Annotated in this window: 14 protein-coding genes and 1 pseudogene; 8 read left to right on the top strand and 7 right to left on the bottom strand. The window is 62.7% G+C overall.

Annotated elements, in window-relative coordinates; genetic code table 11:
• Nucleotides 1-93: 93 nt before the first annotated feature.
• Entirely contained in the window at nt 94-657 is a 564-nt protein-coding gene (locus KIH76_RS00990; protein WP_236036732.1) for a TetR/AcrR family transcriptional regulator, read from the bottom strand.
• Nucleotides 658-736: 79 nt separating this feature from the next.
• Nucleotides 737-904 carry a hypothetical protein gene (locus KIH76_RS00985; RefSeq protein WP_219068793.1) on the bottom strand — a complete coding sequence of 56 codons (168 nt, stop codon included), beginning with the start codon at nt 902-904 and terminating at the stop codon, nt 737-739.
• 217 nt (nt 905-1,121) lie between these two features.
• On the opposite strand from KIH76_RS00985, the gene KIH76_RS00980 reads away from it, so the two are divergent.
• Nucleotides 1,122-2,057 (top strand): AraC family transcriptional regulator, encoded by a 936-nt coding sequence (locus tag KIH76_RS00980; protein ID WP_219068791.1) that lies wholly within the window; start codon nt 1,122-1,124, stop codon nt 2,055-2,057.
• A 60-nt stretch (nt 2,058-2,117) separates the two neighbouring features.
• Here KIH76_RS00980 and KIH76_RS00975 read toward each other — a convergent pair whose 3' ends face one another.
• Entirely contained in the window at nt 2,118-3,224 is a 1,107-nt protein-coding gene (locus KIH76_RS00975; protein ID WP_219068789.1) for a LacI family DNA-binding transcriptional regulator, read from the bottom strand.
• Between the two features lie 149 nt (nt 3,225-3,373).
• Between KIH76_RS00975 and KIH76_RS00970 the strand changes: the two genes are divergently transcribed.
• The 3 genes from KIH76_RS00970 to KIH76_RS00960 all read left to right on the top strand — a co-directional run bounded on the left by KIH76_RS00970 (nt 3,374) and on the right by KIH76_RS00960 (nt 7,216).
• A complete protein-coding gene (locus KIH76_RS00970; protein WP_219068787.1) occupies nt 3,374-4,510 on the top strand; it encodes a glycerate kinase family protein in 1,137 nt (378 codons plus the stop codon).
• Between the two features lie 67 nt (nt 4,511-4,577).
• Nucleotides 4,578-5,465 carry a sugar phosphate isomerase/epimerase family protein gene (locus KIH76_RS00965; protein ID WP_219068785.1) on the top strand — a complete coding sequence of 296 codons (888 nt, stop codon included), beginning with the start codon at nt 4,578-4,580 and terminating at the stop codon, nt 5,463-5,465.
• Between the two features lie 431 nt (nt 5,466-5,896).
• A complete protein-coding gene (locus KIH76_RS00960; RefSeq protein WP_219068783.1) occupies nt 5,897-7,216 on the top strand; it encodes an ATP-binding protein in 1,320 nt (439 codons plus the stop codon).
• A gap of 41 nt (nt 7,217-7,257) precedes the next feature.
• Here KIH76_RS00960 and KIH76_RS00955 read toward each other — a convergent pair.
• The 3 genes and pseudogenes from KIH76_RS00955 to KIH76_RS00945 all read right to left on the bottom strand — a co-directional run.
• A pseudogene (locus KIH76_RS00955) lies at nt 7,258-8,289 on the bottom strand (VanZ family protein); the annotation flags it as partial.
• A gap of 220 nt (nt 8,290-8,509) precedes the next feature.
• The gene (locus KIH76_RS11720; RefSeq protein ID WP_420829237.1) at nt 8,510-8,926 is read right to left on the bottom strand and encodes a type II toxin-antitoxin system RelE/ParE family toxin; all 417 of its coding nucleotides are present in this window, start codon (nt 8,924-8,926) and stop codon (nt 8,510-8,512) included.
• Nucleotides 8,814-9,098, bottom strand: a complete 285-nt coding sequence (locus KIH76_RS00945) for a type II toxin-antitoxin system Phd/YefM family antitoxin (RefSeq protein WP_219068777.1) — start codon at nt 9,096-9,098, stop codon at nt 8,814-8,816. Before KIH76_RS00945 ends, KIH76_RS11720 begins: the two co-directional genes overlap by 113 nt.
• Nucleotides 9,099-9,439: 341 nt before the next feature.
• Between KIH76_RS00945 and KIH76_RS00940 the strand changes: the two genes are divergently transcribed.
• Nucleotides 9,440-10,753, top strand: a complete 1,314-nt coding sequence (locus tag KIH76_RS00940) for an MFS transporter (protein WP_214372930.1) — start codon at nt 9,440-9,442, stop codon at nt 10,751-10,753.
• A 207-nt stretch (nt 10,754-10,960) separates the two neighbouring features.
• Here the strand turns inward: KIH76_RS00940 and KIH76_RS11665 are convergent, their stop codons facing one another.
• Nucleotides 10,961-11,095 carry a hypothetical protein gene (locus KIH76_RS11665; protein ID WP_274608020.1) on the bottom strand — a complete coding sequence of 45 codons (135 nt, stop codon included), beginning with the start codon at nt 11,093-11,095 and terminating at the stop codon, nt 10,961-10,963.
• Nucleotides 11,096-11,431: 336 nt separating this feature from the next.
• Here KIH76_RS11665 and KIH76_RS00935 point away from each other — a divergent pair, with 336 nt between their 5' ends.
• The 3 genes from KIH76_RS00935 (at nt 11,432) to KIH76_RS00925 (ending at nt 14,583) form a co-directional block, all read left to right on the top strand.
• Entirely contained in the window at nt 11,432-12,469 is a 1,038-nt protein-coding gene (locus KIH76_RS00935) for a LacI family DNA-binding transcriptional regulator (protein WP_219068775.1), read from the top strand.
• Between the two features lie 455 nt (nt 12,470-12,924).
• Nucleotides 12,925-13,179: a DUF6198 family protein gene (locus KIH76_RS00930; RefSeq protein WP_219068773.1), complete on the top strand. Its 255-nt coding sequence runs from the start codon at nt 12,925-12,927 to the stop codon at nt 13,177-13,179.
• A gap of 321 nt (nt 13,180-13,500) precedes the next feature.
• Nucleotides 13,501-14,583: a hydroxyacid dehydrogenase gene (locus KIH76_RS00925; protein WP_219068771.1), complete on the top strand. Its 1,083-nt coding sequence runs from the start codon at nt 13,501-13,503 to the stop codon at nt 14,581-14,583.
• Nucleotides 14,584-14,783 lie beyond the last annotated feature (200 nt).

The following is a 14,783-nucleotide window of genomic DNA, read 5'->3' as shown; positions in this document are numbered from 1 at the left end:
TTGGACGAACCTCATGCCGAGGATCGCCCAACCGGCGGTACGATGACAGGGGAGGGGGTGATGTGCGAAGCAGCGCACGTTGATGCTGTGAAATCACCTGCCGCGGATCAGGCGGCGCACGCCCTCGGCGATGAGGGCGGGGTCGATCGGCGTGGTGCCCAGCGCCCGGTGCAAGGTCAGTCCCTCGATCATCGCGTCGAGCAGTACGGCGGTCGCGGGGTCGAAGACCCGTTCGATCTGCGTGCGACTGGCGGCCATCCACCGTTCGGAAATGTCCCGGTATGCGGGGTCGCGGGCCGCCAGCGTATAGAACTCGAGGTTGATGTTCAGATCGCGCTGCGAGCCCAGCAGATCGGCTCCGGCGATATGCTCGGTGATCGCCGCACAGGCCTCGTCGGTGTTCGTCGCGCCGGCCATGCGCGCGGCGAACCGGTCGATGCATTGCTGCGCGTACTGGTCGAACGCCTGATGCAGCAGGTCGGCCATGCCGTCGAAATGGTAGGTCATCGACCCGAGCGGCACTCCGGCCGCGGCCGCGACGATGCGGTGCGACGTGCCGCTTACGCTGCGTTCGGCGATCACGTCAAGACAGGCGTCAATGATGCGCTGCTTGCGTTCGGGGTCGAACCGTCGTGACTGTTGTCTGCCGTCGCTCATGCGTTTGACCATACACGGCGATGCGTACAGTCGTACGCCAGACGTCGGTATGGTCAAACGGGTGTGGCGAAGGTGCGGTTCATGCCATGTCGGCAACCGATGCCGGGTACCAGATGGCGAGCCAGTTGTCCTCGTCCGGGTTGGCCAGCTGCTCGCGCATCCACTGGCGGCAGATGCGGAAATAATCGGCCAGTCCCTCGTTGAACAGTGTCGCGATACGTGCGATGAGACCGTGGAAACCAGACATGATGATACTCCTTACGTATGCCCCATAGATAGCGGAATCATCTACAGGACGGTGTGATTCGGTGCTGTGTTCGTATCTTCTGCTGCAGTAAGAAGTTATTTATTATGATATGTTTCCGTATGTTGCGTGATGGCTGATTGGTAGCAAAACCGGTCATGGTAATATCAAAATCGTACAAACAGCCGATATCGGCCATCCGCACGAAAGAAGGTCCGCGATGCCGCAGTCTACGCACAAGCGTCTGGATCTGCTGTCCGATCTGTCGGAACGGGTCCGCTACAACCTCGCCGAACTGCCGATCTACGCGTCGCGCGACCCACTGTCGATCTACGCCGACTACCGATGCCCGTGCCACTGGCATCGCGATCTCGAATACATCCATGTCATCAGCGGCACCCTGCACTATTTCGTCAACGGCGAGGTGTTCGTGCTGCGGCCGGGCGAGGGACTCGTCGTCAATGCCAACCGACTGCACTATGGGTTCTCTCCCGGACGTCTCGAAAGCTGGTTCTCGTGCGCGGTGATCAGCCCGTCGCTGGTCGAATCATTGACCGGAGATGTCGCCGCGCGCTGTGAACGCGCGTTCGACCAGCATCGCGACGATGCGATGCGATTGTCGCCGAACGTGCCATGGCAATTCGACGTGCTGGCCGGCATCGACCGGCTGGTCGTGCAGTTGCGTGGCGATCGGCGAAAGGCCGCCGCTGACAGCGGGACGCCGATCGATCCGCTGCCCGCCGTCGCCACCGCGATCGGACTGCTCGACGCGGTGCTTGATCGGTTCGGCTCCTCCGGCGACGATGACGATCGGGATGCCGACGAGCAGCGTCGCCGTATCGACGTGCTCAATATGACGGGCCTGATCCAACAGCGGTTCGCGGCTCCGCTGAGTCTGGACGACATCGCGGCGGCCGGACGGGTCAGTCGCAGCCAATGCTGCATGCTGTTCAAACGGTACGTCGGCCATACGCCGAACGAATACCTGACCGAGCGGCGCGTCGAGGAGGCCAAGCGTCTGCTGGCCGGCACCGATGGCTCGATCGCCGAAATCGCGCGGGCTTGTGGCTTCTCCTCGGCGAGCTACTTCATCAGCGTGTTTCGGCGGCGACTGGGCGCGACGCCCAAGGAATACCGGCTGCGGTTCGCGGCATGATGCCGGACGGCGGCCGGTGGATGCCGCGGGGCGGAGACTCTGCCGCCGGTGACGGGTTGGTCAGCGCCTTGGCAGGGATTCGCGCAGGACGATGTCGGGCGCGCTCTGCACGAAGATGAGCCGGTTCGCGGACTGCGTGGAGACGGTGCCGTCCGTATCGTCCGGCGCAGCCAGGATGCGTCCGACCGCGGCCTGGCCCATTTCCGCCAGCGGCAGATGCACGGTGGTCAGCGACGGATGCACGTCCGCGGAATAGGGGATGTCGCCGAACCCGGTGATGCCGATCTCGCGTCCCGGTTCGATGCCGTTCGCCCGAAGCGCGGTCATCGCGCCGATCGCCATCACGTCGTTCAACGCGATGATCGAATCCACGCCGGCCCCGCCGTACGCCGCGCCATCGCCGGCCGTCAATAATCCGGAGCGCACCATCTGCATGACGGCCGCGTATCCTTCGGTGCGGCTGAACCGCCCGTTGACCACCGCCGCGGGATCGACATCGATGCCGGCCTTGGCGAGCACATCCATCACGCCGGCCAGACGTTCGCGCGACGAGCGATGGTTGTCGTCGCCCTTCAGAATCGCCGGCCTGCGGTAGCCCGAGTCGACGACGAGCTTGGTGATCGCGCGCGCGCCGACCTCGTTGGCCACATCCACGGCCGGGAACGGCAGATTGCGGTTCATAATGAACACCGCGCGGCCGCCCGACGCCTCGTACTGCTTGAGCTCCGCCTCCAGCGTCTTGCGTTCGGGGGAGTCCACGTATTCGCTTTCCGAGATGATGATGCCGCGCGGGCGGGTTGCCACCGCCTTGCGCACGGCCTCCAGTTCCTCCTTGGGGCCGGCCGCGACTCCGATCGTCACGGCGATGCCCTGCTCGCCGGCCGCCTTGACCACGGCCTGCGAGACGGAGGCGAAATACGGGTCGGAGATATCGGAGACGAGCAGCACGATGCTCGGTGCGGTGCCTTTGGCCACGGCCTGCGCGTAGGCGTTCGGACGGTAGTTGAGCCGTTTCGCTGCCTCCATCACCTTCACGTACGAATCGTTGCGCACCTTGCGTGTGCTGCCGTTGAGCACGCGGGACGCGGTGGCGATGGATACGCCCGCCTTTTTCGCCACGTCCATCAGCGTTGCGGGGGCGGCCGTCTTGTCGTTCTGCTCTGCCACGGTGTCACTGTCCTTTGCGCATCTTCGGAAAACAGTATTAAGCGTTTACCAGTATACCGTGTATTTCGTTTGGCTTGCGACAGTGGTTTGCTGGATATATATTGGTAAGCGCTTTCCGTTCCGGCGTGTCGTGCGGTAGGCTGGTAGCCATGACGCGATATGTATGCGCTCCCGACTCCTTCAAGGAGAGCCTGACCGCCAACGAGGCCGCACAGGCGATGGCACAGGGAATACGACAGGCCGACCCCCATGCCGACATCCGCATGGTGCCGATGGCCGACGGCGGCGAAGGCACCGCACAGGCATTGTCCGACGCGACCGGCGGCCAGATGCGCCGCACCATCGCGCACGACCCGCTCGGCCGTCCGACCGCCGCCAGATACGCACTGCTCGGCGACGGCACGACCGCCGTCGTGGAAACCGCCGAAGCAAGCGGACTGGCACTGCTGGCGCCCGACGAACGCAACCCGCTGATCACCACGTCATACGGTACCGGCGAACTCATCAAGGCCGCGCTCGACGCCGGCGCGACGACGATCATCGTCGGCCTCGGCGGCAGCGCCACCAACGACGCCGGCGCCGGCATACTCAAGGCGCTCGGCGCGCGACTGCTCGATGCGAACGGTCATGATCTCGAACCGGGAGGGGCGGCGCTCGCCAAGCTGGAGGCGATCAACATGAGCGGACTCGACCCGCGACTGAACGGCGTGACGATCATCGCCGCATGCGACGTGACCAACACGCTGACCGGTCCCAACGGCGCCAGCGCCGTGTTCGGACCGCAGAAAGGCGCATCCGCGGATGACGTGGCGCTGCTCGACTGTGCACTGACCCGCTTCGCCGAGGTCGCCGGCTGCCAACTGGACTCGAACGTCGCCGCATTGCCGGGTGGGGGAGCCGCCGGCGGCATCGGCGCGGCGCTGCTCGCCTTTCTGCACGTCGAATTCCGTCCGGGCATCGACCTGGTGATCGACCGTGCGGGACTCGACGAAGCCGCGCAATGGGCCGACATCGTGTTCACCGGCGAAGGATCGATCGACTTCCAGACCAAATTCGGCAAAACACCGGCCGGCGTGGCCGCCACCGCCAAACGGCACGGCAAACCGGTCATCGCCATCGCCGGGCACATCGGCGACGGCATCGAGGAACTCCACGAAATCGGCATCGACGCGGTCTTCGGCACCGCACCCGGCGCGGCTAGCCTCGACGACCTTCTGCGCAACGCCGCAGCCAACGTCACCCGCACCGCAGAACAGGTCACACGACTGCTGAACCTCACGCGATAGTGGCGGTCGCGACCGCCAGCAAATCGGGAGACCGCCGCGCCGACGGCACAATCGAAAGGAATCAATCATGACATGGGAACTGGCCGCGTCGACCCTCGGCGCACCGTACGATACGATGGACGAACTCGCCCGCACGTTCAAGAACACCGGCGTCAAGCAGATCGAGGTCGCCGTCGGCGACGAGATGAAGTTCACGATGGCCTCGACCGACGACGAACTCAAGGCCATGCGCGACGAACTCGCCGAGAAGGCCGGCGTGACCATCTTCGGCGTCGATTCGCGCGTGCAGGTGTGCAACACCGACCGCGAGGACGACGAACTGGTCGCCAGCCTCGAACACTGCCTGCACATGGCGTCCGTGCTCGGCGCCAAGTACGTGCGCGTCTTCCCGACCGCGCCGCTCGAGCCGAGCTGGGACCCGGACAGGCTCCCCGGCATGGTGCTGCCCAAGGGTATGAACCTCGCCGGCGTCTCCAAGCGCGGCGCCGAGATCATCGCCCGCGCCCTGCCGACCGCCGACAAGCTCGGCGTGCAGCCGCTCATCGAAACGCACGACAGCCACACCAACGGCGAGCGCAACGCGATCATCCACTACTATCTGGATCGTCTTGCTCCTGGCAACCAGGCCGGTTCCATCTGGGATCTGGCCCACCCGTGGCGCGTCGGCGAGGTGCCGGCCGCCACGTTCGAGTATCTGAAACCGTATCTGGTGAACGGCCGTGGCGTCGTGCAGATCAAGGACTGCGCGTTCCCGGGCGACCAGACCCCGGTGCTGCAGGGCACCGGCCGTGTGCCGCTGGCCGAATGCTGCAAGCTCTTGAAGGACGGCGGCTACACCGGCCCGCTCTCCTTGGAGTGGGAGCGCCGCTGGTATCCGCAGGTCGAGCCGCTCGAGGAGGCCCTCGTCGCCGCCCGCAAGGCCATCGAGGCCCTGCCCGCCGAATCCCAGCTGTGATCCGCAGCTGATCCGGTATGTACGGCCGATCCCGCGCGCGACGCAACGGATCGGCCATCATCCGCCGATCCATCAGGCCGTAACTCAACAAGACAACGAGTCCGTCATTGGGTTACGGCCTTTTTCCGTCCCCGAAACGGCCGTAACTCAATGACGGGACCATTGCTGGGTTACGGCCTTTTTTCGTCTCCGAAACGGCCGTAACTCAATGACGAGAATGACGAGGCATCGATCGTACATGAATTCGTCATGTTGCGGAAAGTGTCGAAAGTGTCGAAATAGGCTTGTTGAAAATGGTTAAAAGTGTAAAAAACAAGTATATGAAATTATGAAAAATGCGAAAAACCGGGTAGTCAAATTGTAGAAAAATGCAGTCAGTCGTAGTATGTATATGGGACCCATACGATACGCGGGTGGAAGGCGTCTGATACATGGCATTGAAACGCAAGGCGTACGAGTGCTTCGAGTCCTGGAAGCGGGACAAGTCGAAGCAGGCGTTGCTGGTCACGGGCGCTCGTCAGATCGGCAAGACGTATCTGGTGCGCGAATTCATGCAGGCGCATTACCGTAGCCGAGTGGAGATCAATCTTGCCGATGACAGTGCGGCACGCTCGTCGTTCGCCGCGGCGACGGATGCAGACGATCTGATGCTTCGTATTTCCGTGGTCGCCAGCATTCCGCTGGTGCCTCACGAGACGGCCATATTCCTTGATGAGATTCAGGAATGTCCGAACGTGATGGAGCATATCAAATTGCTGATCGACAAGGGCGAGTACGACTTCATTCTGTCCGGCTCGCTGCTTGGGGTGAAACTGGAAGGCGTGGATGCGTTGCCTGGGGGGTATCTCACGCAGGTTGAGATGTTCCCGCTGGATTTCGAGGAGTTCTGCTGGGCTAACGGTTTGCCGGAAGAAGCATGGCGGATGGCACGCAAGGCATTCGCCGATCGCACGCCGGTGGCGGATTTCATTCATGAACGGTTGCTGAAGCTGTTCCACCGCTATTTATTGGTTGGCGGCATGCCCGATGCGGTCAACGCGTTCCTGAAGAACGGCACCATCGATCAGGTGCGCGTGTCTCAGTCCGAAATCATCCGCGTATACAAGCGGGACATCGCCAAATATGCGCCCAAGGAGAACCGGCTGGTCATCCAGAACATCTACGACCTTGTTCCCAGCGAACTGACCGGCACCAGCAAGCGGTTCAAATTCAGCTCGATCGAGAACGTCAAGAGGTTCGATCAGGTGACGGACGAATTCCTGTGGCTGATCAATGCGGACGTGGCGATCGCCACATACAATGCGACGGAACCAAGGCATCCGCTGCTCATCTCGAAGAACGACAGCCGGTTCAAGCTGTTCTATTCCGATGTCGGACTGCTGACCGGTACGTTCATCAAGCGCGCATCCATCGATCTGCTTGATGGCAAGACCAACATGAACGTTGGCGGCGTATATGAGAACGCGGTGGCGCAGGAACTCAACTCGCATGGATTCGCCACATACTACTGTGCCAGCAAACGCATGGGAGAACTTGATTTCGTAACCGAAACAGCCGCAGGGCGCGTGCTGGTATTCGAGATCAAATCCGGATCGTCGTATCGGACCCACGCGTCGCTCGACCATGCGCTGGATTCGCCGAACTGCGGCATAGACGAGGCATACGTGCTGGCGGAAACGAACGTTGAGATCGTAGGTCGGGTGACATACCTGCCGATTTATATGGTCGCCATGTTCGACGCTGATGACTGAGCATCCGCCGGTTGTTGCGACGTCGTGTCGGCGTCCGCCGGCAGCAGGTCGTAGGGCATCTGCTTCTTGACCCAGTAGAAGATGAGCAGCGCGAGCGTGAACAGGCCGGCCCGCGGAATCAGACGCATGAAGATCACGATCACGAACACCGCCGTGCGTACCGCATAGAACAGCACGCGCCGCCAGCCGGAACGCGGCCGCGTCTCGCAGGTCATGTGCGTGAACCCGCCGCCGAGCGTACGCCCGCCGCGCATCCATGGCACCAGCAGTTCGAAGACGAGCAGCGCGACCAGCGTCACCGCATCGGAGAACGTGACGTCGTTGCCGAACACATGGCCGACGACCGGAATCGACTGCCACGTCGCGATATCGCGTACCACGACCATGTCGTACAGCACCGTGACGAGCATGGTCGTCGGCAGCGCCACGGCCGTGATCACCGTCAGATCGATCGCGTACGTGATGCAGCGGCGCAGGAATCCGGGCTGCGTCACCGTCGTCAGATCGTTCGCGCGCGGCGGCACGAGACGGTCGAACAGCCGTGCGGCGGCGAAACCGAGCAGGGCGCCCAGCGTGTTCGTGATCAGATCGTCCACGTCGAACAGCCGGTACGAGCACGGGTAGAAGCCGAGGAAACCGGTCAGCTGCAACGTCTCGATCATCAGGCTCGTCATGAAGCCGAACGGCAGCGCCACGGCGAGAGGCCAGCGGAAGACGCGGCCCATGATGAAGCCGAGCGGCAGGAAGAACACGACGTTCAACGCGAGCTGCATGATCGCGGCCAGGCCGTCGGTGCGGATGTCGCTGATGAACTGCAGCGGGTTGAGCTGCGGCGCCAGATGATGCGCGGCGCAGTAGGCGACCGGGTCCTCGGGCATCGGGTAGAGCGTGAAGCACAGCAGGCCGATCGCGTACAGCACCGTGCCGTACGCGACGAGCGCCTGCGAGAAGCGGATGCGGTTGTAGCGGTGGTACAGCAGCGCCAGCACCGGCACCGTAAGTACGGCCGACACGAACGGCCACAGCACGACCGCCAGCATGAACGGCCGGCTGAAATAGGCGATGTATCCCATCGAAGGTCCCTTCGTCTCTTCTGACTCTCATGTGTGCCGTCGCACACCGCTGCGGCGTAGGTTGCCGTGTGACCGAACCGGTGTGTGGCGTCTCTATTACAGAGTAGACGGACTGCCGCGTGGATGTGGTCATGCGGAAGGATGAACGACAACGGCATGCCAATGAGACGGTCATACCACAGCAGGAGATTGAGATACATCGAGATGTACTGCGGAACCGTCAGCGTAGATGTCGTGCCAAGTCTCGTTTGGCGTAGATGACTCTGGCGACGGTGATGGTAGCGGCTGCCTCGTCGACCCAGTAGAACACCGCGTGATTGCCGACCATGACGCGTCGGTATTCGTGCCGAAGTGGCCGTATCGGAATATATAGGGGGTGAGAGTATGGGAAGTCGGCAGGTCCCTCGATTGCCGCATTCAGGTTAACGGCCAATGTTTCCGCTGTATGCGGGCTTTCCGATTCGCGCATGATATAGGAAACGGCCTCGTTCATATCGGAGACGGCCTTCGGTAGGATCTCCACCCTATACACGCATGGCTCCGTCGATCGCGGCTCGCATGGATGCCATCGCTTCCTTGGGGCTAAACCGCTTGCCGGTGGTTTCGGCTTCGCGCTCGCCTTCCAGCAGCATGTCATATATCCGGCTGTCGAGCTGCAGGTTTTCGTATGCTTCCATGCTGAGCACTACCATGTCGCCGAAACCGTTCTTGGTGAGGAAAACAGGTTCACCTGTCTCGTGCACGATGCGGGATATGTCCGCAAAATTGTTGCGTAGATCCGACACGGGACGGATCATCTGATCGGCCATAAGGATCACCTCCGTCTATTAATTTAGCATAATCATGCTAAATGAACGAAGGGCTGCGCTCGATCCGTCCCGACGAACGCCCCGCCGTCCTGCTTGACGGCTGCACCACGGTCGCCGACCCTGACATCACCGTCATCGGCGTGCGACGATAACCGTTCGCCGCCTGATCGATCCAGTTCCGCCTCGTGCGGGGCTTTTCTTGTCTCACGCCTTCTTGCCGCAACGCGTGTCGTACCGGTTCGAGGCGTTCTGTACAATGGATTGACCCAGACGGCACCGGCTGTTCGCGCGGCTGATGGCGGTCTGGCGTCATCATGGACAACGGGAAAGGGGCGGACGACATGACTGACAACGACACCATCAACAATCGCGCGGGCGGCCGAACACCGCAGAAGCCATCGGCATCGCAGTCGAAAACGGCGGTCGCGCTCGCCATCGGTCTGGTCACCTCGCTGTTCTTCGTGTGGGGCCTGACCATGAACCTCGTGAACGCGCTCAACACGCCGATCGGCAACTACATGCAGCTCAACAGCGCCCAGACGTCGCTGCTGCAGGTGGCGTACTACAGCGCGTACTTCGTCATGGCGATCCCCGCGGGCCTCGTCGCGCGCCGATTCGGATACAAGGGCGGCATCATCTGCGGCCTCGCGCTGTTCGTAATCGGCTCGTTCATCGTCGCGCCCGCCACCGGCACGTCCAACTACGTGCTGTTCCTGCTGGCCATGTTCGTCATCGCGCTCGGCGCGGCCTCGCTGGAGGCGAACTGCAACCCGTACATCACCAAGCTCGGCGACGAGAAGGGCGAATCGTTCCGCCTGAACCTCGCGCAGAGTTTCAACGGCATCGGCACGGTCGTCGGGCCGCTCATCCTCGGCCAGATCCTGTCCGACACCGTCGCGCCCGGCAAACCGGGATTCGACGAGGCGAAGACGAAGTTCCTCTCCGACACGCGTGGCATCTACCTGACGATCGGCATCGCGCTCGCGGTGCTGCTCATCATCTTCGTGGCCGTCAAACTGCCGACCCCTCCGGGCGACGACGATGACGTCGCATCGGACGCGTCCTCGAACCAGGGCAGCGGCTCGTTCGCCAACCTGCTGCGCCGGCCGTACTTCCTGCTCGGCGTGTTCGCGCAGTTCGTGTTCCTCGGCATCCAGACCGGCGGCATGGCGATGTTCTCCGCCTATGCGCTCAAGCATTGGGGTGCGGGCATCACGACCGGACTGGCCACCACGCTGCTGTCGGTGATGGCGCTGCTGTTCACGCTCGGCCGGTTCCTCACCACGCCGCTCATGACCCGATTCGATCCGGCCAAGATCCTCGGCTGGTACATGCTGATCGGCGCGGCGCTCATGGTCGTCGTCTTCCTGGGTCTCGGACGCGTGTCCGTGATCGCGCTGCTCGTCTCGTTCCTGTTCGTTTCGATCGGCTATCCGACGATCTTCTCGCTGACCTTGCGCGGCGCTACCGGCGCGGCGGCGAAGACCGGCTCGTCGATCGTGGTGATGAGCATCGTCGGCGGCGCGGTGATCACGTTCGTGCTCGGCGTCATCCAGGATGCGGCCGGCATCGAGATGGCGATGCTCGCGATGGTGCCGCTGTTCCTGTATGACGCGTGGTACGCGTTCTTCGGCTCACGCATCGGTCGCGACTGACGGCCGTGCGTGCACGACGCATGATGCATGGCGCATGATGTATGACGAAACGAGGCGGGTTCGCTGGTGCGAATCCGCCTCGTCGTTTTGGGAAAGTCTTGAAAATGTAGTGGACGCCGTTGTCCGTTTATTCAGTTGTTGTTCGGTTATGTCGTATTGAGTTATGCATACGGATCGTCGTTTCGTGAGCCGATGGGGGCTCGCGACTCAGCGGGCGATCTTCTCGTCGTTGGCGGCGTTGATGATGTCGTTGAGCACCTTGCTGCTGGCCGGAGCGGACTTGGCCATCGCGCTCATGCCGTACATAGCCAGACCGCGCATCATGGAATCCTTGAGAGACATAATATTTCCTTTCGTTGGTGCGTAAATCGTTTGACGTACGCAGTTACTTATGTTCGGCTTCATTTCTGAAACCGGTTTCATAATAGCGTGAATCGCCGACTGTGGCAAGCGGCGCGGTTCGACTTCGGCGTTTCGCAATGATTACAATGGTTTTCGGCAATGCCGGGGCCTCGCGGATATCGCCGCGGGCGAAGTGTGCGGGGTCGGACGGCGACAGGCGGCGGCATCTGCGCGCTGAAACGACGCCGGACGATGCGTGACGCACGGCGAAACGGTGCCGCCGTGCGACGGATTGCCGGAGAACATGCGCGACCGGGAACGGAAAGGTGACGATATATGGCGAGGAATGCGGACCATGGCAGGCCGGTCATCAAGGACGTAGCCGCGCTGGCCGGCGTCTCCGCGCCCACCGTGTCGCGCTACCTCAACGGCACCGTCAACGTCGCCGAGGACAAGAGACGCCGCATCGCCGAGGCCATCAAACAGCTCGGCTACGAACCGAGCGCCGTCGCCCGGGCCTTGTCGAATCAGGAGATGGACACGGTGGCGGTGTTCGCGGCCAACCCCGATGCGTTCTCCACGTCGGCGACGAACCACGGTGCGGAGGCCGCGGCTCGCAAACGTCGGTTTCTGCTCAATATCGTTTCGCTTGACGAGAAGGACATGGGTTCGGTCGCCGCGCGCGTGCGCATGGGGTTGGCGGTGCGCCCGGCCGGCGTGATCGTCTACGAATACGATCGTTCGGGCGTCGAGGCTCTGAAGCACGTCCCGAAGGATCTGCCGCTGGTCGTCGTCGGCGGCGGATTCGGCGACGGCGACTACCAGATCATCAACGCCGAACGTGACGGCGGCCGGTGGATGACGATGCATCTGCTCGATCTGGGGCATCGTGACGTGCGCTATGTGGGTCCGGTCGAGGGGGAGAGCGGCAATTCGCGCGCCGACGGGTGGCGCGATGCGCTTGAGGAGCGCGGCCTTACGGTCCCGGAGCCGGTCGTGGTGGCGGATGGCGACCTGGACGCTGCGGTGCGCGCCGGACGCGAACTGGGCGGGCGTGCCGATGTGACCGCGATCTTCGCCGGCGGCGACGAGACGGCAATCGCCGTGATCAAGGGCCTGCGCGAAGCCGGCCGCCGCGTGCCGGACGATGTGAGCGTCGTGGGCTTCGACAACCGCAGCTTCGCGCCGATGTGGGAGCCGGCGCTGACGAGCTACACGCAGAACTTCCATGAAATGGGGGAGCGTGCGTTCCGTCTGCTCTACGAGCAGATCCGTTCGCGCCGCGGCCGGGTCGCGTTGCCGCCGTCGCGCGTCGAGGTGGTGCAGGGCAGGCCGTGTCTGCGCGATTCCGAGCATGCCGCATCCGTGAACTAGCATTTTGCCGGGCTTGAATTGACGCATTGTTATTCTTGGCTCCCTCGGCTGAGGGCCGAGCCGTGAAGCAAACGCCGGCGGCGTTTGTAGGCGAGGTGCGAGCGACAGCGAGCCGACATGGCGCGGCCGCAGGCCGTCCGCAATTGCGGGGCGCTGTCGGCGAAGCCGACTGAGGGAGCGTCAAACCCCTCGCATTAAGCCCGACAAAGCACCAGTCGCGGCGGCTGGAAGCCGTGTGCGTCGGTGACGCGCCGATCATCGGGTAAGCGGTTGCTGTTAGATAGCTCACTTATGTTATATAAGTTCATATGATCAAGTTTTATTTATGGTAAGCGCTTCCCAAACTGTGCTATAGTGACGATCGGTTGACATATCCGCGCCGATGCAATCGCTGGTGGTTCCCTGTGATGGTCGGTGGTCGGCGACGGACGCACACGTATGGAAGAGGAACGAACATGCCATATATCGTCAAGCGGATCATCTGCTTCCTGACCGGACTTGCCGTCGAATCGTTCGACGTCTCGTTGGTCATCATCGCAGGTGTCATGTCGCTCGTCTTCTTCGGCCGCATCGACGGCCTCGGTCTCGGCACGGTCGTCGCTGCGGTCATCACCGGCCAGATCGTCAACCTGATCAACCGCCACTGCTGGTTTGTCCCGGCCAAGGAGCCTGTGAAGGTCTGCGGCCCTGTTGTAGGCGAGCGGTCCTGATCTGGCTTGTTGTCGTGGCGGCTTGCGTGGGTTGGGGGCGGTTCCCGGGATTGACGGCTTGTATCCCGGGAACCGAAAACCGCACAATAATGCACATTGGCCAGACGCGAATCGTTGAAATTCCGGGCGGTGGCATGTTCATATGCGCATGGGCTGGTTCCCGGGATTGTTTCCGCACAATCCCGGGAACCGGATGGCGGGCAACCTCCGTATGCAAGACATGGCAACGCGCTGGAAAGCGTTTTCAGTCGGCATATAATCAAGCACGCCAGCTTTTAGGAATCTTGTCGGTCTGAGGGACCATCGTCAAAGGAGCATAGTATGGCGCAGGAGTCATTGCAGTCGTCGGACATTGCCGGAACGCAGCGGGAAAGCAGACCGTTCGTCGTGTTCTCATTCCGGCCGGCCGATCTGATCGGCAAGATCATGGGGACCGACGCGTGGCGTGAGCTCGATCTCGTCGCCGACTACGACCGTGACGAGACCGGCGAGCCTGTCGTCGTGACGGACTTCCGCGACCCCGCGAACGCCGAACGCATCGCCAAAGCCGACTACATCATCACCGGCTGGGGCGGCGAACAGCTGATCGACGAGGCGGTGCTCGCCGCGATGCCGAACCTCAAGGGCATCTTCGCGGCCAGCGGCGCCGCGGCCCGCATCTTCACCGACGATGCGGCCAAACAGGCCGCCAAGGCGCGCAGCATCGAACTGTCGAACTCCGGATACCTCAACGGTTTGCCCGTCGCCGAATACTGCTTCGCGAACATCCTGCTCGCCAACAAGCAGTTCTTCCGCGCCGAACGCATGTACCACGAACAGCGCGGATGGGGAGCCTGGGTCGATGTGCAAAGCGTGTTCGCGAATGTTGGCAACTACGAGAAAACCGTCGGCTTGGTCTGCGCTTCCTCGCGCATCGGCCGCCGCCTCATGACCATGCTGCAGATGACCCGCCTCGATGTGCTCGCCTACGCGATCGACATGTCCGCAGACGAAACCGCCTCGTACGGCGCGACCAAGGCCGACCTCGACACGGTGCTTTCCCAGTCCGACATCGTCTCGCTGCACGCGCCAGACATCCCGCCGCTGCGTGGCATGATCGGCGCGCGCGAACTCGCGCTCATGAAGGACGGTGCGACGCTGCTCAACTCGGCGCGCGGCCGCGTGATCGACCACGATGCGCTGATCGCCGAACTCAAGACCGGCCGCATCAACGCGATCCTCGACGTGACCTGGCCCGAGCCGCTGCCGAGCGACTCGCCGCTGTGGGATATGCCGAACGTGATCCTCACCCCGCACATCGCCGGGTCGACCGGTTCGGAGCTGCATGCGATGGGCCTCAACGTGGCCGAGGAGGTCGCCCGCGCCGCCGCCGGCAAGCCGCTCAAGTACCGCGAGGAATACTGACTCGCGGTTCGCCGATGATGATGGCCCGCCAGCGCCAAACGGTCGTCGCCATCATATGTCCGTCCGAGTGGCGGTTTTCTCTCGCTGACGGTACCGTCAGCGAGAGAAAACCGCCACTTTTTTGTGCCGCCGACGTCGGGCGTGAACTGGCTCGCGGTGGTCGGCTTGACGCGGACGGACTGGTGTGCTGCAACGACACG

It is taken from the genome of Bifidobacterium simiiventris, assembly GCF_019331715.1.
GTDB classification, from domain to species: domain Bacteria; phylum Actinomycetota; class Actinomycetes; order Actinomycetales; family Bifidobacteriaceae; genus Bifidobacterium; species Bifidobacterium simiiventris.
The sequence above is the reverse complement of the archived record's forward strand: the minus strand, read 5'-3'. Positions and strand labels throughout refer to the sequence as shown.